Genomic DNA, 22,239 nt, shown 5'->3' on the forward strand with positions numbered 1-22,239 from the left:
CCCCAAAACCCCCCCCCCCCCCCCCCCCCCCCCCCCCCCCCCCACCCCCCCCCCCCCCCCCCCCCCCCCCCCCCCCCCCCCCCCCCCCCCCCCCCCCCGCGCCCTTTTCCCTGCAGGGCGCTCTGCTCGCCGGAGAGCTAGTGGTCGTAGACCTGGTGGCAGATCCGCGACGCGTCCCCGTCCTTCTGCCACTTGCCGTAGCTGTCGCCGAGGGAGCAGACGGTGCGGCCCTTGGTGCCCGGCCGGTCGGGGGCGGCGGGGGCGGGCGCCGGGGCCTCCTGGTGGGGGGCCTCCGGACGCCGTTCCTCCGGGCGGTGGTTCTCCCGCGCCGGGGGTTCGTGGCGCTCGGGGGGCGCGGGGCGTGGTTCCTCGCGCCGGGATTCCGGTGGCGGCTGCCGAGGGGCGGCGGGGGCGGGGGCCTCCCGGGAGTCCGGGGCCGGCCGGGAGGGCGGGGGAGCGGCGGAGCGCGGGGGGCCGGCCGGCTCCCCGGTCCACCGGGCGGGCCCGCCGGGGCCGGGCGGCGCCGGGGCGGGCAGGGACGGGGGCAGGAGCGGCCCGGGTTCGTGGTCATGGTCCGGGGGGCGACCGGGGAGCCAGGGCAGACCCCAGGGGAGCGGCCGGTCCGGGTCCGCCGGCGGTCCGAGGAGCGGCGGCGGGGCGGACGACGAGGGATCGCCGGCGGGGCCGCGCGCCGTCCCGCCGCCGACGGTGACCAGGGACTCGCGGTCGGGCGCGGGGCCGTTCTCCGGCGCGGAGGAGCGCGCGAGGCGGTGGGGTCCGGACCCGTCGGTGGAGGGGGAGACGGAGACACAGCCGGCGGCGGCCGACATCGCCACCGCCACCAGGACCGCCGCCGCGGGCATTCGCTGCACCCGCCCAACCCTGCACGCGGGCGCGGGCGGTTGTGAACTCCCCGGGGGAGTGGCCCAGGATCACGACCCGCCCCGCACGCCGCCCCGCGCCCCACCGCTCCGGCGCCCAGGCGGGCTTGGCGACGTCCGGTGCGGTTCGGCAGCGCCAAAGGGGCGCGGGCGCGACCGGCCACGACACATCCGCGGCCGGCTCACCGGACTTCCCGCGGAGCGCTCAGCGTTCGCGCCCGAGCATGCCGCGCAGCAACTCCGTCATCCCGGCGCGCAGCTGGTCCTCGTCCGGCACCTCCGCGTGGTACGACCCGGCGGCGCAGGAGAACATCAGCCCCTCGCACCAGGCGATGAGGGACAGGGCGTGGCGCTCCGGGTCGGCCGAGCCCGCCGCGGTCATCAGCGCGACCACCGGTTCGCGGAAGAAGCCCCGGCCCGTCGCGTCGTAGATCTCCCGCAGCCCCGGCCGCCGGGCCGCCTCCAGCGCCAGCTCGTAGCGCGCGAGCAGGAGTTCGCGCTGCCCGGTCAGCGACCGGTGCAGGGCGCGCGCGAGCGCTCCGGCCAGCGCGTCGAGGCCGGCCGCGGGGTCGGGCATCTCCCGGGGCCCCAGCACCGCCGCCTCGCGTTCGGCCAGCCTCCGGACCGCCGTCTCCAGCAGGGCGGCGCGGGTGCGCGCGCGGTTGGACGTCGAGCCCGGGGGCAGGCCGGCGGCCTCGTCCACGGCGCGGTGGGTCAGCCCGCGCATGCCGCGCTCGGCGAGGAGGGCGAGGGCGGTGTCGGCGATGAGCCGGGTGCGGGAGGTGCCCGGGGGCGGGGAGGGGCGTTCCGTGGTCATGGAGCCAACCTAGCCGCTGCACTACGGGCGTAGTAATCTCTCACTACACCTGTAGTTACGAGGAGGAGTCATGGCACAGCCGCACGCCGTCGTCGTCGGCGCCGGAATCGGGGGACTCACCGCGGCCCTCGCCCTCCACCGCCGGGGCTGGCGGGTCACCGTCCTCGAACGCGCGGCCTCCCTCGAACCGGTCGGGGCCGGCATCTCCCTCGCCCCCAACGCCCAGCGCGCCCTGGATGTGATCGGGCTCGGCGACGACGTCCGCGCCCTGGCCGCCTGGCAGGGTGACGGCGGGGTGCGGACGCCGGGCGGCCGCTGGCTCTCCCGGACGAACAGCGCGGCCGCGGCCCGGCGCTTCGGCGGCCCCCTGGTCCTCCTCCACCGCGCCACCCTCGCCGGACTGCTCGCCTCCCACCTCCCCGAGGGCGCCGTCCGCACCGGGAACGCCGCGTTCCTGGCCGACCCCGGCGCCACCGACCGCCCCGCCGTCGTCGGCACGCCCGACGGCGATCTGGAGGCCGACCTCGTCATCGGCGCCGACGGCATCCGCTCCGCCGTGCGCCGCACTCTCTTCCCCGCCCACCCCGGCCCCGCCTACACCGGCTTCACCACCTGGCGCGTCGTCATCCCCGCCCCCGACCGGCCCTTCGCGCCCCACGAGACCTGGGGCGACGGCCGGTTGTGGGGCACCCAGCCGCTGAAGGACGGGCGGATCTACGCCTACGCGGCCGCCCTCGCCCCGGCGGGCGACCGGGCGCCCGACGACGAGAGGTCCGAACTGCTGCGCCGCTTCGGCACCTGGCACGCCCCCGTCCCCGCCGTCCTCGCCGCGATCACCCCCGGCGACGTCCTGCGCCATGACGTGTACGCCATGACCCTGCCGCTGCCCGCCCACCACCGCGGGCGGACCGTGCTCGTCGGCGACGCCGCGCACGCCATGGCCCCCACCCTCGGCCAGGGCGGCAACCAGGCCGTCGAGGACGCCGTCGTGCTCGCCCATCACGCGGATCCCGGCCTGCCGGACCCCGGGGCCGCCCTGGCCGCCTACACCCGCGACCGGCTGCCCCGGACCACGGCGATCGTGCGCCGGTCGGCCCGGGCCGCCCGGATGGCCCTCCTCTCCGGCACCCCCGCCGTGGCCCTGCGCGACCTCGGGATCGCCACCGCCGGCCGCCTCGCCCCGCGGCTCCTGCTGCGCGGCTTCGACGGCATAGCCGACTGGCGGCCACCCGTGCCCACGTATGCTGCGTCAACGGAACCCGTGACTCATCATTCACAGGAGGCACAGTGAAGGTCGGCTGCATCGGACTGGGCGACATCGCGCAGAAGGCCTACCTGCCCGTGCTCGCCGCCCACCCGGAGCTCGAGCCGCACCTCCACACCCGTACGCCCGCCACCCTCCACCGGGTCGGGGACACCTACCGCGTCCCCGGCGCCCAGCGCCACACCGACCTCGACTCGCTGCTCGCGGCCGGCATCGACGCGGCGTTCGTGCACGCCCCCACCGCGGCCCACCCCCGGATCGTCACCCGGCTGCTGGAGGCGGGCGTCCCGGTCTACGTCGACAAGCCCCTCGCCGACTCCTACGACCGGAGCGAGCACCTGGTCCGTCTGGCCCGGGAGCGGAACGTCCCGCTGGCCGTCGGCTTCAACCGCCGCCACGCGCCCGGCTACGTCCAGTGCCGTGAGCACCCGCGCGACCTGATCCTCATGCAGAAGAACCGGATCGGCCTCCCCGAGGCGCCGCGCAGCCTGGTCTTCGACGACTTCATCCACGTCGTCGACACCCTGCGCTTCCTCGTCCCCGGCCCCGTCGACCACGTCGGTGTCCGGGCGCGGGTGCGCGACGGCCTCGTCCATCACGTCGTGCTCCAGCTCGCCGGCGACGGATTCACCGCCATCGGCACCATGAACCGCATGAGCGGCTCCAACGAGGAGATCCTGGAGGTCTCCGGGCAGGACTCCAAGCGGCAGGTCGTCAATCTGGCCGAGGTGATCGACCACAAGGGGCAGCCCACCGTCCGCCGCCGCGGCGACTGGGTCCCCGTCGCCCGCCAGCGGGGCATCGAGCAGGCCGTCCACGCCTTCCTCGACGACGTCCGGGCCGGCCGGCCGGTCGACGCCGAGGACGCACTGCGCACCCACGAGCTGTGCGAGCGGATCGTCACCCTCGTCCAGGAGCAGGCCTCCTGAGGCGGCGCCGCCGGACGACGCCCAGCCCCTCGGCCGCGCCGTAGGCGGCCAGCACCGCCAGGGCCGCGTACACCACCCAGTCACCGAGCCGGACGTACGGGCTGGTGCCGCGCGCCAGCGGCACCTCGTACACGGCCGCCGCGGCGCGGTCGGTGCCGATCCGCTCGCCGACCCGGCGGCCGTGGGCGTCCACCACCGTGCTGACGCCGGTCAGCGTCGCGTGCACCACCGGCCGCCAGGTCTCCGCCGCGCGCAGCGAGGCGAGCGAGGCGTGCTGCGCCGGGGCCCAGCTGTGCTGGAAGGTGGAGGTGGCCGACTGGGCGACGAGCAGCTGGGCGCCGTCGCGCGCCAGCCGCCGGCTCATGTCGGGGAACGCCGACTCGAAGCACACCAGCGGGCCGATCCGCAGCGCTCCGTAGGCCTCCGGCAGCCGCATCACCACCGGCCCGTCGCCGCGCCGGCGGTCCTCGGTGGCCGCCTTCCCCACGGAGGTGGCCCAGCCCAGCAGCGAGCGGGCCGGGACGTACTCGCCGAAGGGGACCAGCCGCATCTTGTCGTACCGCTGACCGGTCGGCCCGTCCGGCCCCACGAGCACCGAGCTCTTGAAGATGCCCGGCCGGTCCGAGCGCCGGGCGTCGACGTTCACCAGCAGGTCGGCGCCGACCGTACGGGACAGCTCGGCCAGCCGCTCCCGGAGATCGGGCCGGTCGCCCAGGTCCTGGCCGACGCTGCTCTCGCCCCAGACCACCAGGTCCAGCCGGTGCCCGGCCAGGGTCCGGGTGAGCTCCTCCTCCTTGTCGAAGCGGCGCCGCACGCTGTCCCGCCCGCCCACCACGCCGGGCTGGACGATCGCGACGCGCGCCGTGCCCGCCGGCTCCGGCACGGGCGCCCAGGCCCACACCCAGCCGACCACGACGCCGCAGCCGATCAGGCCGAGCAGGGCCGTCCTACGGGCCCGGGGCGCCGAAACCAGCGCGGCCAGCGCCACGTTGACGGCCACCAGGAGGAAGCCGACGAGCCACACCCCGCCCACCGAGGCCAGCCGCAGCGCGGGCGCCACCTGCCACTGCCCGGCGCCCAGCAGCCCCCACGGTCCGCCCAAGTACTCCCAGGACCGGACGAGTTCGGCCAGCAGCCAGCCGGACGGCAGCACCACGAGCGCCGCGGCCACCCGCCCGGGGCCGGGCGAACCGCCCAGCAGCCGGTGGGCGAGCAGCCCCCACGGGACCCACAACAAGCCCAGCAGACCGGCCAGTACGAGAATGAAGACATGCAGACTCGGCAGCAGCCAGTGGTGCACCGCCAGCAGGAAGCCGGCGCCGCCCAGCCAGCCCAGGCGGGCGGCGTGGCGCGCGGTGACGGCCGAACGCAGCAGGAGCAGCCAGGGCACGAGCGCCACGTACCCCAGCCACCACAGGGAGGGGGCCGGAAAGGTCAGGGCGGGCAGCGCGCCCGCGAGGACCGCGGCGGCCCCCCGCCACCAGGGCGAGGCGAGAAGTCGCCCTCGCCGTCCCGCAGTCACCGCCATCCGCGCCTCCCTCGTTCCGGCAGGTCACCAGTGTGCGCCAGGGAGGGGGCCGGGCGCAGGGGGAGGCCCGTGCGACACGCGGTGACGCCTTGTCAGGGGGCGCGAATGGCACATGCCCAGCGCCCCCGTCGATCGTCCGCACACCAGGCCCGTGAGCCGGATCCGGCCATGTGGCGAGCGGCCGGAATATCGTCTGCCGTGAGGCCAAAACCCCGACAACGGCGCGCAATTTTCAGTCTTTCTGGTCTTCAAGTAAGGCAAAAATGACTTGTTTTGATCTAAAGTGAAGTCAACCGATCTAGGCCGTGCATGTCAGAAAGGCCCATGCCGGTACGTACCGTGGGTTATCGCTGACGCCCCGTGGGCAGGTACCGGGCAAATCTGGACAGGAACGCTGGTCGTACGTCGCCGTGTCCCGGAGGGAACCCATGGACAATTGCGTTGCTGAAGTGACTGCTGCTGCTGACGTGGTGCGTGATGAGACGCAGGTGCCCTCGTACTACTCCCGGAAGACCGCCGACATCCTCCATAAATACGGCCCCGGGCCACGGGTGCACTTCCACGTGGGACTCTTCGAGCCAGGGTCCGCGCCCAACACCACGGTCTCCCAGAGCATGCTGCGCCGCCGCCTGTTCGAGTCCCAGGAGGCCGCACTCGCCCACGCCGCGACGACCTGGCGGGTGGCCGGGAACCCCCCGGCCCAGCTCTTCGACATCGGCTGCGGGCTCGGCGGCGGATCCATCTACTGGGCCCAGGAGTTCGGCTGCTCGGTCACCGCCATCACCGTCACCGCCAAGCACGTCCCCGTGATGGCCGACCTGGTCCGCCAGGCCGGCGCCGAGGACCTCGTCACCCCGGTCCTCGGCGACATCCACGACCTGCGCGAGGAACGGACCTACGACGCGGCCGTCGCCATCGAGAGCTCCGGGTACATGGACCGCGAGCGGCTGTTCTCGGTGGTGGCCAAGGCCCTCAAGCCGGGCGGCTGGTTCGGCATCCAGGAGCACTTCCTGTGCCGCCCCGAGTGGACGTCGTTCATCGACGGCTACTACAAGACCCGCCTGGGCACCCTGCCCGAGTACATCGCCGCCGCCAACGCCGCCGGCTTCGTCCTGGAACAGGACGAGGACCTCACCGACCGGGTGGCGGAGTTCTGGGTGCAGTCCATGGCCTGGACCACGGCCGAGCTCGACCACCTGGAGCACGGCGGGACCACGTCCCCCATCTCCACCGACCGGCTGCTGGAGTCGGCCGTCGCCCACGGCAAGCTCTTCCGTGTGTGGCGCGACCACGCCGTCGAGACCCGGCAGCTCCTCTTCCGCCTCGAGGGGCGGTGACATGAAGGACGACGACGTGAGCGATACGGTGCGCGCCTCCGCGATCGGCTGGCGGCTGCCCCCGTTCTACTGCCCGATCGAATCGGCCGTCCACCCGCGGGTGGAGGAGCTGGAGCGACGGACGATCGCGTGGCTGGACTCCACCGGCATCTTCCGCGACGAGACCGACCGGGCCTGGAGTATCGCCACCCACAGCACCGACTTCAGCTGCCGGATCATCCCCTACGGGGAGGACGAGCCGCTGCTGCTGTTCATAGCGTGGAACCACTGGGCCTTCGCCCTCGACGACCTGTGGCACGACACCGGCAGCGCCGACATCCGTACCGCCGCCATCGTCGACCTCAACGCCCGGATCTCCCGCTGCCTGGAGGCGCCGGGATCGGCCATGCTCGGCGACACTCCGTTCGACGCGGCCCTGGAGGGCCTCGCCGCCCGGACCCGCGCCCTGGCCACCCCCGTCCAGCTCCGGCGCGTCACCGAGGGTCTGCGGGACTGGCTGCTCGGCGCCGCCTGGCAGGTCAGCAACATCGAGCGCCGGGTGATGCCCACGCTCTCCGACTACGTCGCGCTCCGGCCGTCCATCAACGGCACACGCTTCTCCCTGGCCTGGAGCGAGATCGCGAACGGCCTCGACATCCCGGACGACGCGCTCTTCTCCGCCCCCGTCCAGGCCCTCACCGACGCCGCCGGCTTCATCGTCAGCTGCGACAACGACCTGTTCTCCTACGCCAAGGAGGACAGCCAGGAGACCACGGACCAGAACATCGTCAACGTCCTCGTCCACCACGACGGCAGTTCCCCGGAGCGGGCGCTGCGCGACGCCCTCGCCATAAGGGACCGCGCCATGACGCTCTTCCTCCGGCTGCGCGAGCAGATCGCCCGCGGGGCCGACCCGGAGCTGCTGCGCTACCTGGAGGCGCTGGGCCACTACATCTCCGGCTGCATCCGCTGGATGAACGCCGCGCCGCGCTACGCCAGCCCCCGGAACCGGTACGACCGTCCGGTCCCGGGAGCGACCTACGGCATCACCTGGCGGGACACCCCCAGCGACCCCGACACCCGGCCGCTGCCCATCGCGTCCGCGGCCTGGTGGTGGGACCAGCTCGACGCCACCGCTCAGCGGCGCCGCAGCCACCGGGTCAGCGACGACCACCACGAGGCGCGGGTGCCGGAGGCGCGGACCGGCGGTGCCGGGATCGCGGTGGGCTGCTCGGGCGGCGCGGGCCGGTCGGCCGGGTGATCCGTCTCCGCGGTCGTGTCCGGCTCGTCCTTCTCGGGCGGCAGCGGCTGTGCGGCGGTGAACTTGACCGGCAGGTCGACGAGATGACGTGACATCAGGGAGGAGATCCAGGACAGCTCGTCCTCGGCGACGGCCAGCTGGACGTCGGGCAGCCGGTTCAGCAGCGCCTCGATGCCGGTGTCCGCGATGGCCCGGCCGATGTCCTGGCCGGGGCACTCGTGGGCCCCGCCGCTGAAGGCGAGGTGGGACCGGTTGCCGTGGACGGGGGCGGTCGGGTCGGGCCGCACGGCGGTGTCGACGTTGGCCGCCGCCAGCCCCAGCACCAGGACGTCCCCGGCCTTGATCTTGTGGCCGGCCAGTTCGGTGTCCTGGGTCGCCCAGCGGCCCAGGATGGTGGTGAAGGGAGGCTCGTCCCAGAGGACCTGCTCGACCGCGTCGGGCAGCGTCATGTGCCCGCCGGCCAGATTGGCGCGGCACCGGGGGTCGGTCAGCAGCATCCGCAGCGTGTTCGCGATCAGGTTGGCGGTGGTCTCGAACGCGGCGATGAGCACCAGCCGCAGATGCTGCTGCACCTCGTCGTCGGTCAGCTCGGCCGCGTGCTCCAGCAGCCAGCTGGTGAGGTCGGGGCCGGGGTCGGTGCGCTTGCGGGCGACGAGCTTGCGCAGGGCCTCCTGCACGTACTCGTTGCTGGCCACGGCGGTCTCGGTGCCCTTGATCATGTCGCGGGCCGCCGTGACCAGCCGGGGGCCGTACTCCTCCGGCATGCCCAGCAGCTGGGTCATCACCAGCATGGGCAGCGGCTCGGCGAACTCGTGCACCAGGTCCGTGCCGCCCCGCAGACAGAAGGAGTCGACGAGCTGGTTGGCGAAGCGGGTGATGTGCCGCCGGACCCCGCGCCGGTCGAAGCGGCCGAGGGAGTCGTTGATGGCACCGCGCCACCGCTCGTGGACCTGGCCGTCGGCGAACGCGCAGATGGGCTGCCAGGTGGAGATCGGCGCCAGGGGGTGGTCGAGGGGCAGCCTGCCCTCGCGCATGTCGCGCCAGTTGCGGGAGTCGCGCGAGAAGCGCGTGGGGGTACGGGCGACGTCGAGGTTCTCGCGGTACCCCAGGACCAGCCAGGCCGGCAGGTCGCCGTGGAGGAGCACCGGCGCCACGGCGCCGTGCCGGTCGCGCAGCTGCTCGTAGAGCCCCATCGGGTCGGCCTCGGCGGTCGGACCGTACAGCCGGGCGACGCCTCCCGGGCCGTAGGCGTGGGCCGGGCACTGCGGCGGGGGAGCGGCGAGGGTGGAGTCCGCCGGTGAGGGCTCGTGGGGTGGGGTCACTGTGGCTCCGAGATCTCGTTCGTGAGGTGGTAGAGGTAGCGCATGAGCGCCATGAGCGTGTCCCGGCAGGAGACGCGGTCCCGCGCGTCGCAGGTGAACATGGGGACCGACTCGGGGAGGTCCATGGCGGAGCGCAGCTCCGCCATGGGGTGGACCGGCGACCCCGGGAAGGTGTTGACGGCGACCACGAACGGCACGCCGCGCTCCTCCAGAAGGCCGATCACGTCGTAACTCACCTCCAGGCGGCGGGTGTCGAGCAGGACGACCGCGCCCAGGGCGCCCTCGAAGAGGCCGTCCCACAGGAACCAGAAGCGCTCCTGGCCCGGAGTGCCGAACAGATACAGCACCAGCTGTTCGTTGATGCTGATCCGGCCGAAGTCCATGGCCACGGTGGTCTCGATCTTGTGCTCGATGCCGGCGAGGTCGTCCACCCCGACACCGGCCTGGGTCATCGTCTCCTCGGTGGTCAGCGGCCTGATCTCGCTCACCGTGCCCACCAGGGTCGTCTTGCCGACCCCGAATCCGCCGACGATCACCACTTTGACGGCCGCCGCGGCCGAGGAGGGGAGGATGTCCTCCCTCCTGGGGCCGGCGTACGACTCAGAGGTTTTGTAGTCCATGCATCACCGCCTCCAGGAGTTCGACGTTGGGCAGTGCGGCGACCGGTACGGGGGGCCTGGCTTCCACCTGGTCTTCCTTGAGCAGGTCGGTGACCAGGACGGTCACGGTACTGACGGGTAAGGTGAGATAAGCGGATATCTCGGCGATCGAGAGCGGGTAGTCGCACATCCGCACGATGGCGGCGTGCTCCGGCTGGAGAGCGGGGTCGGGGTCGGCCCGGGCGACGACCAGCGTCACCAGATCGAGCCTGGTCCGCTTGCCGGAACGGCTGCGGCCGCTGGTGATGATGTACAACCGGTCCGGATTGCCGGGGTCCCACGCTTTTCCGGCTTTGCTCATGCCACCGGCCCGCTGACGCGCGGCGGACTGGTGAGATGCTCGCCGATGCGGGCCACCAGGTCACGCATCCGCTGCCCCATCAGACCGGCGTCGACGTCGTCGTCGGCGAGCACCGCCAGGTACGCGCCCGCGCCGGCCGCCATCAGATAGAAGAAGCCGCCGTCGACCTCGATCACGACGAGGCGCATCTTGCCGTCGCCGTTGGGGAATTCGGCGGCCACCGCCGTGGACAGGCTCTGCAGTCCGGCGCAGGCGGCCGCCAGGCGATCCGCGGCGTCCGTGTCCGAACCGTGCTGAGCCATGCGCAGGCCGTCCGAGGACAGCACGATCACGTGGCGCGTCTGAGGGACGCTGGTTGCCAGGTCCTTGAGCATCCAGTCCATGTTGAACCGCGGCTGCGTCACTATGGCTACTCTTTCTCGTCTGACGATTCATCACTGTCCGGCCCCACCGCATCCACCGGTCGGGCCTCGCCGTTGACGGCACTGGTGAAGGCGGCCAGCCACATGCCCGGCTGCGGGGGAGGCTCGGCGGCCGGTTGACGACGGGGGGCGGCCGGGGACGCCGCGGCCCGTACGCCGCGCGCGGCCATCCCCGGGGCCCGCCGGCGGCGCTGCGGGAGGCCGCCGGAGCCGGGAGCGGCGGTCGCCTGGGCGTCGAACGGCAGGTCCGGAAGCGGCCGGCCCGGCTTCTTCCTGACCTTGGGCGGCGGCAGGGTGGCCGCCCGGGCGATCTCGCCGCCCGGTGTGGCGCTCGGGGTGGTGAGGTTCTCCGGCACGATCAGTACCGCGCGCACCCCGCCGTACGCCGAGGGCCGCAGCGACACCCGGAAGGCGTAGGTGCGGGCCAGCCGGCTGACGACCGCGAGGCCGAGCCGCGGGGTCTCGCCGAGGTCGTTGAGGTCGAGTCCGCGGTCGGCGACCTCCAGCACGGCCTCGGCGCGCCGCCGGGCCTCGTCGGTGAGGCCGACGCCGGCGTCCTCGATCTCCACCGCCACCCCCGACTGCACCTCCACGGCGGTCAGGTGGACGCGGGTCTGCGGCGGGGAGTAGCGGGTGGCGTTGTCGAGCAGCTCGGCCAGGGCGTGGATGAGCGGCTCCACCCCGGGGCCCACCACGGCCACGTCCGCCACCGAGTGGAGGTCCACCCGGCGGTAGTCCATGATCCTCGACATCGCGCCGCGCAGGACGTTGTACAGCGGCACCGGGTTCTTCCACTGACGGCCGGGGCGGGAACCGCCCAGCACCGCGATGCTGTCGGCGAGGCGGCCGACCAGCGCGGTCTCGTGGTCCAGGTGCAGCAGGTCGCCGAAGACCTCGGGGTTGGCGCCGTGCCGGTCCTCCATCTCGCGCAGGTCGGTGGCCTGCTGGTGCACGATCGCCTGAACGCGCCGGGCGATGTTGACGAACGCGCGGTGCGCGGAGTCGCGCAGCCCCTCCTCGGCCTGCACGGCCTCCAGCACCGAGCGGAGGACCGCGCGGTGCGCGGCCACGAACGAGGGGTCGAGCGAGCCGTGGGGGGTGACCCGGCGGAGCACGTCCTCCGTCGGGGCGCCCTGCTGCAGCATCCGGATCGCCCGGGGCAGCAGCTCCCGCGCCAGTCGCTGGGTCTCCACCTCCTGCTGGACGAGCCGGTGGCGCAGGACGGCCTCCTGCTCACGGAGCCGCCGGCGGAGCCCGTCGAGGGCCCGGCCCCGGCGCGCCGTCTCGGAGGAGGTGAGGGCGACGGCCACGGTCGCCGCCGAACCGCACCAGAGGGCCGGTTCGCGGGCCGCGGCGGGTGTGAGAAAGGCCGCGGCGGCCGTACAGACCGCGAGCATGACGGGAGGCACCAGCCATATGAGGGAGGAGGCGGTCCGCCTGCCTTGCTGTGACGATCCAGTACCAGCCATCGAGGTCCTCGAGCTCCTGGGAAATGATGTGCCTGTGGCAGGGAGAAAAGGAGGGACGCCGAGGGACGCCGCCCTGCCGGGAATATCGCGCGGCGGTCTCGTCCGGCCGCGCAGCGCGTCAGCGGACAGCGGCGTGCCGCGGCTGCCGCAACCCGCTGCGCGACATGGAGCGTAGCGGGCCGCGCGGTGTGACGACGTGAAGTTGTCATATTCGCGGAATGGGCTGACAGGCGAATTCGAAAGGGTTCACAATGACCCCGTACCGCGACCGTCGAATGAATCTTTGATAACAGGGTTGAGTGTTCGATTCGTTGGTGGGGTCACGCTCCCGGGTGGTTCGGCTGGTGGAACCCTGTCCCCAACGGTGGCCGACGGGTCTAGGCTCGCTGCACCACACTCGTAGGGAGACAGTCTTATGACGGGGCACCAGCGTGAACGACGCCCGCACAACGCCCTGTTCGAGCGGGAGCAGGAGATCGCCGAGGCGCGGCAGGCCCTGGAGGGCCTGTGCGACCGGGTCGCCCAGGGGGACCCGCCCCAGGGCGGTCTGCTGCTGCTCAGCGGGGACGCGGGAGCGGGGAAGACGGCCCTGCTCGGCGAGCTGCGCCTGATGGCCGCCGGGCACGAGCACTGCACCGTGCTCCACGCCCGGGGCAGCGCGTCGGCGGAGAGCGTCCCCTTCCACATCGTCCGGCAGCTGATGCAGCCCGCGCTCGCCGCCATGAAGCCGCAGGAGCGCGAGGAGCTGCTCGGCCGCTGGTTCGACATCGCGGGCCCGGCCCTCGGCATCGCACCGCCCACCGGACCGCCCGCCGACCCCCAGGGCGTGCTCGACGGCATCGACTGGCTCGTCACGCAAATGGCGCTGACCCGCGCCCCGTTGCTCATGGTCGTCGACGACGCGCACTGGGCCGACCCCGAATCGCTGGCCTGGCTGTCGGCGTTCGCGGTGCGGGTGGACGAGCTGCCGCTGCTGATGGCCGTCGCCTACCGGCCCCATGAACTCCCCTCCCACACGCCCTCCTTCCAGGAGCTGGTCGCCGGCCGCGGCCACCGCCCGGTCGTCCTCCACGCCCTCACGCCGCGCGCGGTGGCCGAACTCGTCCGCGTCGCCCTGGGCGAGGAGGCCGACGACCCGTTCTGCCGCGAGGTCTGGGCGGTGACCGGCGGCAACCCCTACGAGACGACCGAGCTGATCGCCAAGGCGTGCGACCGGGGGCTGAAGCCGGCCGAGGAGTCGGCGGTGCTGCTGCGCGAACTGGGCGCCACGGCCCGGGGCAGCGGCCTGGTGACCCGGCTGGAGCGGCTGGGCACGTCCGCCACCCGCTTCGCCTGGGCGGCCTCCGTGCTGGGCACGGAGATCTCGCCCCGCCGGGCCGCGATGCTCGCCGGGATGAGCCCGGCCGAGGCCGAGGACTGCGCGGACCGGCTGCGTGAGGCCCGCATCCTGACCGGCGTCGAGCAGCTGGAGTTCGTCCACCCGCTGATCGCCACGGCCGTCTACCAGGCCGTCCCGCCCGCCACCCGCACCGCCATGCACGGCCTCGCGGCCTGGGCGCTGACCAACGCCGGGCTCGGCGCCGCCGCCGCCTCACGGCACCTGCTGGAGGTCCACCCCGACGGGGACGCCGAGCTCGTCGCGTCGCTGCGCGAGGCGGCCCGCGAACACCTCGCCGTCGGCGCGCCCGAGGCGGCCAACCGCTGTCTTGAGCGTGCGCTCGCCGAGCCGCCGTCCCCGGACGACCGGCCCGCCGTCCTCTTCGAGCTCGGCTGCTCGGCCCTGCTCACGTCACCGCCCACCACCATCAACCACCTGCGGTCGGCACTGGAGCTGCCCGGTCTGCCCGAGGAGCTGCGGGCCGACGCCACCTTCCGGCTCGCGCAGGCCTACGCCCACAACAGCCAGCTGGAGGAGGCCGCCCGGGTGGTGGCCGAGCAGGCGGCGGTCACCCCCGAGGGGCAGGACCGCATGCGGCTGCAGTTCGCGCACTTCATGTGGCGGGGCATCCAGATGGAGGAGGAGGGCGCGCACGAGCGGTCCCGGCTGCTGGCCGAGATCGCCGGGCCCATGCGGGGCCGGGACGACGGCGAACGGGCGATGCTGACCCTGCGTGCCTTCGACGCGATGCTCCGCGGCGAGGACGCCATGGACGCGACCGCGATCCTCGACCGCATCCTGGAGAACGGCCGGCTCCCCGCGGGCATGTCGTGGACCAACAAGGAGTGGGGCTTCGAGATCCCCAGCATGATCGCCATCACCTGCGTCTTCACCGACCGGCTCGACCAGGCGGAGGAGCTCTTCACCGAGGCCGTGCGGTCCTTCGAGATCTCCGGCTGGCGCGGTGCCCACCTGGCCTTCGCCCATGAGTTCCTGGGCCTGGTCCATCTGCGGCGCGGCAGGCTCGACGTGGCGGAGGGCTTCCTGCGGCAGGGGCTGCGGCTGGCCGACCGGCTCGGCCCCGGACTGCCCATCCAGTGGGACGGCACCTGCATGCTGGTCGACACGCTGCTCGCCCGCGGTCGGGTGGAGGAGGCCCGGAGCATCGCCGACAAGTACTCCTTCGGCCCGCCCTACCCGCAGGCGATGGTCATGCCGGACGCGCCCAGCGTCGTCGGCCGGCTGCTGCTGGCGGAGGGGCGGCGCAAGGAGGCCGTCGCCGAGCTGGAGGCCGTCGGGCGGCGGCTGGAGGAGCGCGGCCGCAACAACACCCTCTGGGCGCCCTGGGCCCTCGACCTGGCGTTGGCCCTCGCGCCCGAGGAGCCCGAGCGGGCGCGGACGCTGGCGGACAGGGCCGTGCGGCACGCCGCCGTCTTCGGCACCGACACCGCCCTGGGCGAAGCCCTGCGGCGGTACGCGCGGGTGGCCGAGGAGCACGAGGTGCTGCCCAAGCTGGCCCAGGCCGTGGACTGCCTGCGCAGGTCGCCGTGTCGCCACGAGCTCGCGCTGGCCCTGGTGGACCACGGCGTCGCGCTGCGCCGCGCGGGCCGGGCCGCCGAGGCGGAGGCCACGATGCGCGAGGGCCTGGAGCTCGCCGTGCAGTGCGCGGCGGACGGGCTCGCCGCGACGGCCCGGGAGGAGCTGGTGATGCTCGCGGGGGAGGAGGGCGTGCCGGTCCGCTAGGGCCCGCCCGGTGCCGGGGGCTGTCCTAGCCCGCGCGCCGGCCGCCCGTCCTCTTGGCGGCGGCCGTCTTCCGCGCTGTGCCCTTGGACGTGGTGCTCTTGGCCGCGGCGGTCTTCTTCGCCTTGGCCGTCGTGGACGAGGCTGTCGATTTCTTTGCGGTCGTGCGCTTTCCCGTTTCGGCTGTGGTCGATTTCTTGGCGGAGCGGGTGGCTGATTTCGCGGTCTTCGCGGTCTTCACGGGTTTCGCCGGGGCCTTTCCGGCCGCCGTCCCCTTCCGCCCCGCCGTGTCGATGGAGGCCTGGAGGGCCGCCATGAGGTCGATGACGTTGTCGGGCGCCGCGGCGGTGGCCTTCCGGGGCGCGGGCCGGTGGTCGAGGTGGGCGCTGATGAGTTCGCCGAGGGCGACCTCGTACTCGTCCTCCAGCGCGTCGAGGTCGAAGTCCTCCGACAGGGTGTCCATCAGGCTCGTGGCCATCTTGAGCTCCTGCGGGCGCGCGGTGACGGAGTCCGGCGGGGCCAGCCCCGCGGAGTCGCGGATCTCGTCGGGCCAGTACATCGTGTGGAGGGTCAGCAGGTCGCCGTGGACGCGCAGCAGGGCCAGCGACTCCCGGGTGCGCAGGGCGATCTTGGTGACGGCCACCCGGTCGGTCTGCTTGAGGGTCTCGCGCAGCAGGACGTACGGCTTGTTCGCGGCGGCGCTGTCCGGCGCCAGGTAGTAGGCCCCGGCCAGTTGCAGGGGGTCGATGCGGTCGGCGTCGACGAAGGCCAGCACGTCGATGAGCTTCTTGCTGGGCAGGGGGAGGCCGGCCAGGTCGTTCTGGGTGACCACCGCGGTGTTGCCCTCGTCGTCCTCGAAGCCCTTGGCGACGTGCTCGTACGGGATCTCCTTGTTGCACGCGTCGCACACCCGCTTGAGGTGGATGCGGCCGCCGTCCTCGTCGTGGACCTGGTGCAGCCGGATGCCGTGCTCCTGGGTGGCGGCGTAGAGCCGTACGGGGACGGAGACCAGCCCGAACCCGATGGCGCCCTTCCACATCGTCCGCATAGCTCGTGTCCCTCCGTGGGAATTATCACCTTATGTCCAGCTCTTCGGAACGGCAGTCCGCGGAACCGCAGGCGGAACGGCAGGTGGTGGAGGTCGAGGGCCGCCGGATCTCCCTGTCCCACCTCGACCGGGTGCTCTTCCCGGAGTCCGGCCACACCAAGGCCCGCGTCCTGCGGTACTACGCGGCGGTCGCCCCGGCGCTGCTGCGGCACGCCGCGGGCCGCGCGGCGTCCTTCGTCCGCGCGCCCGAGGGCACGAGCGGCGAGAGCTGGATCGCCAAGACCCCGCCCAACGGTTCGCCCGGCTGGGTGCCCCGGGTGCCGGTGCGGCACAAGGACGGCGTCGCCGAGCAGGTGATGATCGACTCCACCCCCGCCCTGATCGCCATGGTGAACCTGGGGGCGTACGAGGTGCACGTGCCGCAGTGGACCGCCGAGGCGGGGCCCGAGGCCCATGACCGGCTGGTCCTCGACCTCGACCCCGGGCCCGGCACCGACCTCGTCGTCTGCTGCCGCGTCGCCCAGCGGCTGCGCCAGCTGCTCGCGGACGACGGCCTCACCGCGTACCCCGTGGTCTCCGGCGCCAAGGGCCTCCACCTCTACGCGCCCGTCGAGGCCGCCTCCGGCCGGGCCACCGGTCACTACGCCAAGCGACTGGCCACCCGGATGATGAACGAGCACCCGGGGCTGGTGGTGGTCTCCATGGCCAAGACCGAACGGCGGGGCAGGGTGCTCATCGACTGGTCGCAGAACGCCAGCGCGAAGACCACCGCGGCCCCCTACACCGTGCGTCTGCTGCCCGGCCGCCCCGGCGTCGCGGCCCCCGTCACCTGGGACGAGGTCGCCGCCTGCACCGACCCCGGCGACCTCGCCTTCACCCCCGAGGAGGTCCTCGACCGCCTCGGCGCGCACGACGACCCGCTGGCCCCGCTCGCCGGCGACCGCACCCGGGCACCGCTGCCCTGAGCGGCCCCGGCCTCACCCCAGCCGGGTCAGGTCCGGGCGCAACCGGTGCCAGGTCGGGTGGCGCAGCCGCTCGGCCGCCGTCCAGCCGGTGAAGACGATCTCGGCCACCAGGCGTGGTTCGACCCAGTGCGCCCCCGGCACGTCGACCGGCCCGGCGAACGGGGAGTCCGTCCGGGGGATCACCGACAGATAGCGCGCCAGCTCCCGCCGCTCGTACTCGGAGAGCCCGGACCCGACGGAGCCGACGTAGCGCAGGCCGGACGGCTCCCGCAGACCGGCCAGCACGGCCCCGGGGAGCCCGGTGAGCCGGCCGTGCCCCTCGGCCCAGCCGCCGATGACCACGTCGAGGGTGATCACGTGCTTGGTCTTGCGCCAGTCGGGTGACCGGACGCCCGGCAGGTAGCGGGACGTCAGCCGCTTGGCCAGGACTCCCTCGAAGCCGGCGCGCAGGGTGGCGTCCCACGCCTGCCGGCCGTGCCCCTCCAGGTGCGCGGGCACCGACCAGTTGGGGCCGCCCAGGCCCAGCGCGTGGAGCAGGGCGCGGCGCTCCCGGTAGGGGAGCTCGGTGAGCAGCGCGCCGTCGAGGTACATGACGTCGAAGAGCATCAGGTGCACGGGGCACTCCATGGCGAGGTGCGCCGCGCGGCGCGGATTGGTCACCCCCATCCGCCGCTGGAGCAGGCCGAAGTCCGGCCGCCCGTGTTCGTCCACGACCACGATCTCCCCGTCGAACACGGCGGGGCGGCCGGGCAGCCGCTCGCCCAGCCCCTGGAGCTCCGGATAGGTCCGGGAGGCGTCGTTGCCCGCCCGGGTCGTCAGCCGCAGCGTGCCGTCGCCCGGCGCGCCGGCCACGCAGCGCACGCCGTCCCACTTGACCTCGAACGCCCAGGACGCCTCGTCGTCCTCGGCCGGCAGCGGGGCGGGGGTGGCCAGCATGGGCCTGATCCCGGGGAGCGGGGGTGTCGTCGTCATGCGGCCCCGGTCCAGCGCAGCAGCTCGTCCGCCGTCCAGGTGGTGACCACGCGGTCGGCGGGTACGCCGCACTCCTCGGCGCGCGCACAACCGTGGATCTGCCAGTCGAGCTGGCCGGGGGCGTGCGCGTCGCTGTCGATGGCGAACAGCACCCCGGCGTCCATCGCCAGGCGGAGCAGCCGGCGCGGCGGGTCGAGGCGCTCGGGCCGGCAGTTGATCTCCACGGCGGTGTCGAAGCGGGCGCAGGCGGCGAAGACCATCTCCGCGTCGAACTCCGACTCGGGCCGGTGCCCGATGATGCGGCCCGTGCAGTGCCCCAGGACGTCCACGAGCGGGTTGGCGACGGCCGCCACCATCCGGCGCGTCATGGCGTCGGCGTCCATCCGCAGGCCCGAGTGGACCGAGGCGACCACCACGTCCAGCCGCTCCAGCAGCTCCGGCTCCTGGTCCAGCGAGCCGTCGGCCAGGATGTCGCACTCGATGCCGGTCAGCAGCCGGAAGCCGTCGCCGAGCCGTTCGCCGACCTCGGCGACGACCCGGAGCTGCTCGCGCAGCCGCTCCGGGGACAGGCCGCGGGCGATCGTCAGCCGGGGGGAGTGGTCGGTGAGGACGGCCCACTCGTGGCCCAGCGCCCGGGCGGTCCGGGCCATCTCCTCGATCGGGCTGCCGCCGTCCGACCAGTCCGAGTGGAGGTGGCAGTCGCCGCGCAGCGCCGCCCGCAGCTCCCGGCCGCCCTCGGCCAGCGGCCCGCCGGCCTCCTCCGTCAGCCGCGCCAGATAGCCGGGCACCTCGCCGCGCACCGCCTCGGCCACGACCGCCGCGGTCTTCGGGCCGATCCCCTTGAGGTCCGTCAGCGAGCCGTCGGCGGCGCGCCGGCGCAGCTCCTCGTCCGGCAGCGCGCCGACCACGGAGGCGGCCGTGCGGAACGCCTTCACCCGATAGGTGGGCGCCTGGGTGCGCTCCAGCAGGAACGCGATGCGTTCCAGCGCTTCCACCGGCCCGGTGGCCTCTGCTTCCACATCACCACCGTGCGCCCCCGGATGCGCGCACGCATGTGTTCGGAGGCGGCCGGGATGGGCAGAGACCCCGCATGAGCGACCCTACGAGCGGTCCCCTCGCGTCCGGGCCCCGCCGGGCCGTGGTCCTCGGCGGCGGGCTGGCCGGCATGCTGGCGGCGGCCGCGCTGGCCCCCCACACGGACGAGGTGGTGGTCGTCGAACGTGACCGGCTGCCGTCGTCGGCCCTGCCCCGCAGGGGCCTGCCCCAGGCCCGGCACGCGCATGTGCTGCTGTCCGGCGGGGCCCGGGCGATGGAGGCCCTGCTGCCCGGGACGACCGCCGCCTGGCTCGCCGCGGGAGCCCGCCGGGTGGCCCTGCCCACCGGCCTGGTGTCGCTGTCGGCGCAGGGCTGGATCCCCCGCGCGCCGGAGCGGCAGTTCCTCATCGCGTGCAGCCGTGACCTGCTCGACCTGGTCGTGCGGCAGCGGGTGCTGGCCCTTCCCGGGGTGGTTCTGCGCGAGGGCGCGGACGTCCGGGGCCTCGTCGGCGACGCCCGGCGGGTCACGGGCGTACGGCTCGGGGGCGCGGCGTCCGGCGCCACCGAGGAGCTGGCCGCCGACTTCGTGGTGGACGCCACCGGCCGGGGCTCGCGGGCCCCGCGCTGGCTGGCGGAGCTCGGTCTGCCCGCGGTGCCGGAGGAGACCGTGGACTCGGGGCTGGTCTATGCCAGCAGGCTGTTCCGGGCGCCGCCGGGCGCCGAGGACTTCCCGGTGGTGAGCGTGCTGCCGTCGCCGTCGCGCAGCCTGCCGGGCCAGGGGATGACCATGCACCCCGTCGAGGGCGGGCGCTGGCTGGTGACGGTCTCCGGTACGCGCGGCGGCGAGCCCTCCGGGGAGGAGGCGGGCTTCGAGCCGTTCGCGCGCCGCCTGCGCCACCCCCTGGCGGCCGACCTGATCGCCCGCGCCGAGCCGCTCACCGGCGTCCACCTCAACCGCTCCACCGTCAACCGGCGCCGTCGCTTCGAGCGCCTGGAGCCCTGGCCCGCCGGCTTTGTCGTCACCGGTGACGCGCTCGCCGCGTACAACCCCGTCTACGGGCACGGCATGTCCGTCGCCGCGCTGGGCGCCGTCGCGCTGCGCGAGGCCCTGGACGGGCAGGTGCTGGGCGACCCCCGGGTGTCCCGCGCCGCGCAGCGGGCGCTCGCCCGCGGCGCCGGGGCGGCCTGGGACATGGCGGTCGGCGAGGACATCCACTACCCGGGCGCGCTCGGCCCGCGGCCGCCGGCCGCCGCCCGGGTGCTGCGGGGGTACCTGCAGCGCGTGATGCGCACGGCGACGGTGGACCACGCCGTGACGCGGGTGCTGCTGGACGTGATGACGCTGTCGGCGCCGGTGTCGCGCCTGTTCGCGCCCGCCGTGGCGGTGCGCGTGGCGTGCGGCCCCGGGCGGGCGCCCGGGTACGAGCCGCCGGTCACCGCCGCCGAGCTGGCCCGCGCGGGCCTGGCCGGGCGCTGAGCGGGCCGGATCAGCGCGTGGCCAGCCGGGTCGGCGGGAGGTACTCGCGCTCCAGGGTGCGGTGCCACCAGGCGCCGGTCTCCCGCAGCTCCCGCCAGGTCGTGAAGCGGTAGAGGTAGAGCCGGGCGCGGACGTGGGTGGGCGGCGCGGCGGGGAAGGGGTTGTGCCGCAGCAGGCGCAGCGTCGCCGGGTCCCCGGTCAGCAGCCGTTCGACGAAGGGGCCGAACCAGTCGCGCGCGTAGCCCGGGGAGAGTCCCGCGAACCACATCAGCCAGTCCAGCCGCAGGTGGTAGGGCGCGAACTGGCGGGGCAGCCGGCGGGGGTCGCCCGGTTTGCCCTTGAAGCCGTACTCCTTCCACACCGTCTCGGGGGTCACCGTCTCCTCGTCGGTGCCCTCCACCACCACCTCGTGCCGGCTGCGGCTGATGCTGCCGAAGGCGCCGTAGGTGTTGACCAGGTGGAAGACGTTGAAGGACATGTTCATCCGCTGCTGCCGGGAGATCATGTTGCGCACCGGCCACCAGCTGAGCACCACCACCAGCGCGGCCGCCGCGAGGACCACCGCCTCGAACCAGGTAGGTGCCGGGCCGGCCGGCGCCGGGGGCGTGACGGAGAAGAGGTCCGCCATCGCCCGCCCGTCGACGGCGGCGAAGGCCAGGACGATCGTCACCCAGTTGAGCCAGGAGAAATTGCCGGAGGCGACCAGCCACAGCTGGGTGCAGATGATCACGCCGGCGGCGACGCTCGCCACCGGCTGCGGGGCGAAGAGCCCGAACGGCACCACCAGCTGGGCGACGTGGTTGGCGGCCGTCTCGACGCGGTGCAGCGGCCGGGGCAGCCGGTGGAAGAACCAGCTCAGCGGGCCCGGCATGGGCTGGGTCTCGTGGTGGTAGTACAGGCACGTCAGATCCCGCCAGCAGGGGTCGCCGCGCAGCTTGATCAGCCCGGCCCCGAACTCCACGCGGAAGACCAGCCAGCGCATCAGGAAGAGGACGACCACGGGCGGATCCGTCCGGGCGTTGCCCAGGAAGACCGCCAGGAAGCCGGCCTCCAGCAACAGCGACTCCCAGCCGAAGGCGTACCACGTCTGGCCCACGTTGACGATCGACAGGTACAGCACCCACAGCGCCAGCCACATCAGCATCGACGCCCACAGCGGCACCGCGTCCGCCGCGCCCGCCACCACCGCGGCCGACAGCAGCGCCCCGCCCCACGCCCAGGCCGCGAAGAACCGGTCGGAGTAGTGGAGGTGGAAGACGCTGGGCGAGCGCCGCGCGGGGACGTACGCGACGAAGGCGGGCACCGGCAGCATGCCCCGCGCGCCGATGAGCGCGCGGAACTGCGAGGCGGCCGAGAGGAAGGCCACCAGGTAGACGACGGCGAGCGCCCGCGTCAGGACCAGCCGGCTCAGCCCGTAGCCGGATGCCGTGAACCACTCCATGCCGTATCCGTACC

18 protein-coding genes and 1 pseudogene are annotated in these 22,239 nt (G+C 74.1%); 7 read left to right on the top strand and 12 right to left on the bottom strand.

What is annotated here, in order from left to right; translation table 11 throughout:
- Positions 1 to 137: 137 nt before the first annotated feature.
- Positions 138 to 872 carry a hypothetical protein gene (locus AC07BS_RS08275; RefSeq protein WP_478647610.1) on the bottom strand — a complete coding sequence of 245 codons (735 nt, stop codon included), beginning with the start codon at positions 870 to 872 and terminating at the stop codon, positions 138 to 140.
- 214 nt (positions 873 to 1,086) lie between these two features.
- On the bottom strand, positions 1,087 to 1,698 hold the full coding sequence (locus AC07BS_RS08280; protein ID WP_478647609.1) for a TetR/AcrR family transcriptional regulator: 612 nt from the start codon (positions 1,696 to 1,698) through the stop codon (positions 1,087 to 1,089).
- Between the two features lie 70 nt (positions 1,699 to 1,768).
- Between AC07BS_RS08280 and AC07BS_RS08285 the strand changes: the two genes are divergently transcribed.
- Together AC07BS_RS08285 and AC07BS_RS08290 are read left to right on the top strand one after the other, a co-directional pair.
- Complete coding sequence (locus AC07BS_RS08285) at positions 1,769 to 2,989, top strand: FAD-dependent monooxygenase (RefSeq protein ID WP_478931011.1); 1,221 nt, start codon at positions 1,769 to 1,771, stop codon at positions 2,987 to 2,989.
- Positions 2,986 to 3,891 carry a Gfo/Idh/MocA family protein gene (locus AC07BS_RS08290; RefSeq protein ID WP_478931013.1) on the top strand — a complete coding sequence of 302 codons (906 nt, stop codon included), beginning with the start codon at positions 2,986 to 2,988 and terminating at the stop codon, positions 3,889 to 3,891. The genes AC07BS_RS08285 and AC07BS_RS08290 overlap by 4 nt, the downstream gene beginning before the upstream one ends.
- Here AC07BS_RS08290 and lnt read toward each other — a convergent pair.
- Positions 3,863 to 5,419 carry an apolipoprotein N-acyltransferase gene (gene lnt / locus AC07BS_RS08295; protein WP_478647605.1) on the bottom strand — a complete coding sequence of 519 codons (1,557 nt, stop codon included), beginning with the start codon at positions 5,417 to 5,419 and terminating at the stop codon, positions 3,863 to 3,865. The two genes, AC07BS_RS08290 and lnt, sit on opposite strands and share 29 nt — an antisense overlap.
- Positions 5,420 to 5,868: 449 nt before the next feature.
- Between lnt and AC07BS_RS08300 the strand changes: the two genes are divergently transcribed.
- Together AC07BS_RS08300 and AC07BS_RS08305 are read left to right on the top strand one after the other, a co-directional pair.
- The gene (locus AC07BS_RS08300) at positions 5,869 to 6,756 is read left to right on the top strand and encodes an SAM-dependent methyltransferase (protein WP_478647604.1); all 888 of its coding nucleotides are present in this window, start codon (positions 5,869 to 5,871) and stop codon (positions 6,754 to 6,756) included.
- Between the two features lies 1 nt (position 6,757).
- Positions 6,758 to 7,588, top strand: a pseudogene (locus tag AC07BS_RS08305) (terpene synthase family protein); the annotation flags it as partial.
- Positions 7,589 to 7,872: 284 nt separating this feature from the next.
- On the opposite strand, the gene AC07BS_RS08310 reads toward AC07BS_RS08305, so the two are convergent.
- The 5 genes from AC07BS_RS08310 to AC07BS_RS08330 are packed head-to-tail and all read right to left on the bottom strand — an operon-like array spanning position 7,873 to position 12,169.
- Entirely contained in the window at positions 7,873 to 9,318 is a 1,446-nt protein-coding gene (locus AC07BS_RS08310; protein ID WP_478647603.1) for a cytochrome P450, read from the bottom strand.
- The gene (locus AC07BS_RS08315) at positions 9,315 to 9,938 is read right to left on the bottom strand and encodes a GTP-binding protein (RefSeq protein WP_478647601.1); all 624 of its coding nucleotides are present in this window, start codon (positions 9,936 to 9,938) and stop codon (positions 9,315 to 9,317) included. The genes AC07BS_RS08310 and AC07BS_RS08315 overlap by 4 nt, the downstream gene beginning before the upstream one ends.
- Positions 9,919 to 10,278: a DUF742 domain-containing protein gene (locus AC07BS_RS08320; protein WP_478647599.1), complete on the bottom strand. Its 360-nt coding sequence runs from the start codon at positions 10,276 to 10,278 to the stop codon at positions 9,919 to 9,921. The genes AC07BS_RS08315 and AC07BS_RS08320 overlap by 20 nt, the downstream gene beginning before the upstream one ends.
- Complete coding sequence (locus tag AC07BS_RS08325; protein ID WP_478647700.1) at positions 10,275 to 10,661, bottom strand: roadblock/LC7 domain-containing protein; 387 nt, start codon at positions 10,659 to 10,661, stop codon at positions 10,275 to 10,277. The genes AC07BS_RS08320 and AC07BS_RS08325 overlap by 4 nt, the downstream gene beginning before the upstream one ends.
- 26 nt (positions 10,662 to 10,687) lie before the next feature.
- Entirely contained in the window at positions 10,688 to 12,169 is a 1,482-nt protein-coding gene (locus tag AC07BS_RS08330) for an ATP-binding protein (protein WP_478931017.1), read from the bottom strand.
- A 415-nt stretch (positions 12,170 to 12,584) separates the two neighbouring features.
- On the opposite strand from AC07BS_RS08330, the gene AC07BS_RS08335 reads away from it, so the two are divergent.
- Positions 12,585 to 15,290: an ATP-binding protein gene (locus AC07BS_RS08335; RefSeq protein WP_478647596.1), complete on the top strand. Its 2,706-nt coding sequence runs from the start codon at positions 12,585 to 12,587 to the stop codon at positions 15,288 to 15,290.
- A gap of 25 nt (positions 15,291 to 15,315) precedes the next feature.
- Here the strand turns inward: AC07BS_RS08335 and ku are convergent, their stop codons facing one another.
- Complete coding sequence (gene ku, locus AC07BS_RS08340; RefSeq protein WP_478931019.1) at positions 15,316 to 16,335, bottom strand: non-homologous end joining protein Ku; 1,020 nt, start codon at positions 16,333 to 16,335, stop codon at positions 15,316 to 15,318.
- Positions 16,336 to 16,367: 32 nt separating this feature from the next.
- Between ku and ligD (AC07BS_RS08345) the strand changes: the two genes are divergently transcribed.
- On the top strand, positions 16,368 to 17,300 hold the full coding sequence (ligD, locus tag AC07BS_RS08345; RefSeq protein WP_478647593.1) for a non-homologous end-joining DNA ligase: 933 nt from the start codon (positions 16,368 to 16,370) through the stop codon (positions 17,298 to 17,300).
- A gap of 12 nt (positions 17,301 to 17,312) precedes the next feature.
- On the opposite strand, the gene ligD (AC07BS_RS08350) is transcribed toward ligD (AC07BS_RS08345), so the two are convergent.
- Together ligD (AC07BS_RS08350) and AC07BS_RS08355 are read right to left on the bottom strand one after the other, a co-directional pair.
- Positions 17,313 to 18,272, bottom strand: a complete 960-nt coding sequence (gene ligD / locus AC07BS_RS08350) for a non-homologous end-joining DNA ligase (RefSeq protein WP_478931022.1) — start codon at positions 18,270 to 18,272, stop codon at positions 17,313 to 17,315.
- Entirely contained in the window at positions 18,269 to 19,291 is a 1,023-nt protein-coding gene (locus AC07BS_RS08355) for a PHP domain-containing protein (RefSeq protein ID WP_478647590.1), read from the bottom strand. The genes ligD (AC07BS_RS08350) and AC07BS_RS08355 overlap by 4 nt, the downstream gene beginning before the upstream one ends.
- Before the next feature lie 71 nt (positions 19,292 to 19,362).
- Here AC07BS_RS08355 and AC07BS_RS08360 point away from each other — a divergent pair, with 71 nt between their 5' ends.
- Positions 19,363 to 20,784, top strand: a complete 1,422-nt coding sequence (locus tag AC07BS_RS08360; RefSeq protein ID WP_478931024.1) for an FAD-dependent monooxygenase — start codon at positions 19,363 to 19,365, stop codon at positions 20,782 to 20,784.
- Positions 20,785 to 20,794: 10 nt separating this feature from the next.
- Here AC07BS_RS08360 and AC07BS_RS08365 read toward each other — a convergent pair whose 3' ends face one another.
- Complete coding sequence (locus tag AC07BS_RS08365; RefSeq protein ID WP_478931026.1) at positions 20,795 to 22,225, bottom strand: lipase maturation factor family protein; 1,431 nt, start codon at positions 22,223 to 22,225, stop codon at positions 20,795 to 20,797.
- Between the last annotated feature and the right edge of the window lie 14 nt (positions 22,226 to 22,239).

This window comes from Streptomyces sp. NPDC044063, from assembly GCF_056434285.1.

Bases quoted from the DNA above. Each gene is read 5' to 3' on its own strand.
- AC07BS_RS08320 (WP_478647599.1), bottom strand. From the start codon at position 10,278: ATGAGCAAAGCCGGAAAAGCGTGGGACCCCGGCAATCCGGACCGGTTG.
- AC07BS_RS08360 (WP_478931024.1), top strand. From the start codon at position 19,363: ATGAGCGACCCTACGAGCGGTCCCCTCGCGTCCGGGCCCCGCCGGGCC.
- ligD (WP_478647593.1), top strand. From the start codon at position 16,368: ATGTCCAGCTCTTCGGAACGGCAGTCCGCGGAACCGCAGGCGGAACGG.
- ku (WP_478931019.1), bottom strand. From the start codon at position 16,335: ATGCGGACGATGTGGAAGGGCGCCATCGGGTTCGGGCTGGTCTCCGTC.
- AC07BS_RS08315 (WP_478647601.1), bottom strand. From the start codon at position 9,938: ATGGACTACAAAACCTCTGAGTCGTACGCCGGCCCCAGGAGGGAGGAC.
- AC07BS_RS08280 (WP_478647609.1), bottom strand. From the start codon at position 1,698: ATGACCACGGAACGCCCCTCCCCGCCCCCGGGCACCTCCCGCACCCGG.
- AC07BS_RS08325 (WP_478647700.1), bottom strand. From the start codon at position 10,661: ATGGACTGGATGCTCAAGGACCTGGCAACCAGCGTCCCTCAGACGCGC.
- ligD (WP_478931022.1), bottom strand. From the start codon at position 18,272: ATGACGACGACACCCCCGCTCCCCGGGATCAGGCCCATGCTGGCCACC.
- lnt (WP_478647605.1), bottom strand. From the start codon at position 5,419: ATGGCGGTGACTGCGGGACGGCGAGGGCGACTTCTCGCCTCGCCCTGG.
- AC07BS_RS08285 (WP_478931011.1), top strand. From the start codon at position 1,769: ATGGCACAGCCGCACGCCGTCGTCGTCGGCGCCGGAATCGGGGGACTC.
- AC07BS_RS08335 (WP_478647596.1), top strand. From the start codon at position 12,585: ATGACGGGGCACCAGCGTGAACGACGCCCGCACAACGCCCTGTTCGAG.
- AC07BS_RS08330 (WP_478931017.1), bottom strand. From the start codon at position 12,169: ATGGCTGGTACTGGATCGTCACAGCAAGGCAGGCGGACCGCCTCCTCC.
- AC07BS_RS08365 (WP_478931026.1), bottom strand. From the start codon at position 22,225: ATGGAGTGGTTCACGGCATCCGGCTACGGGCTGAGCCGGCTGGTCCTG.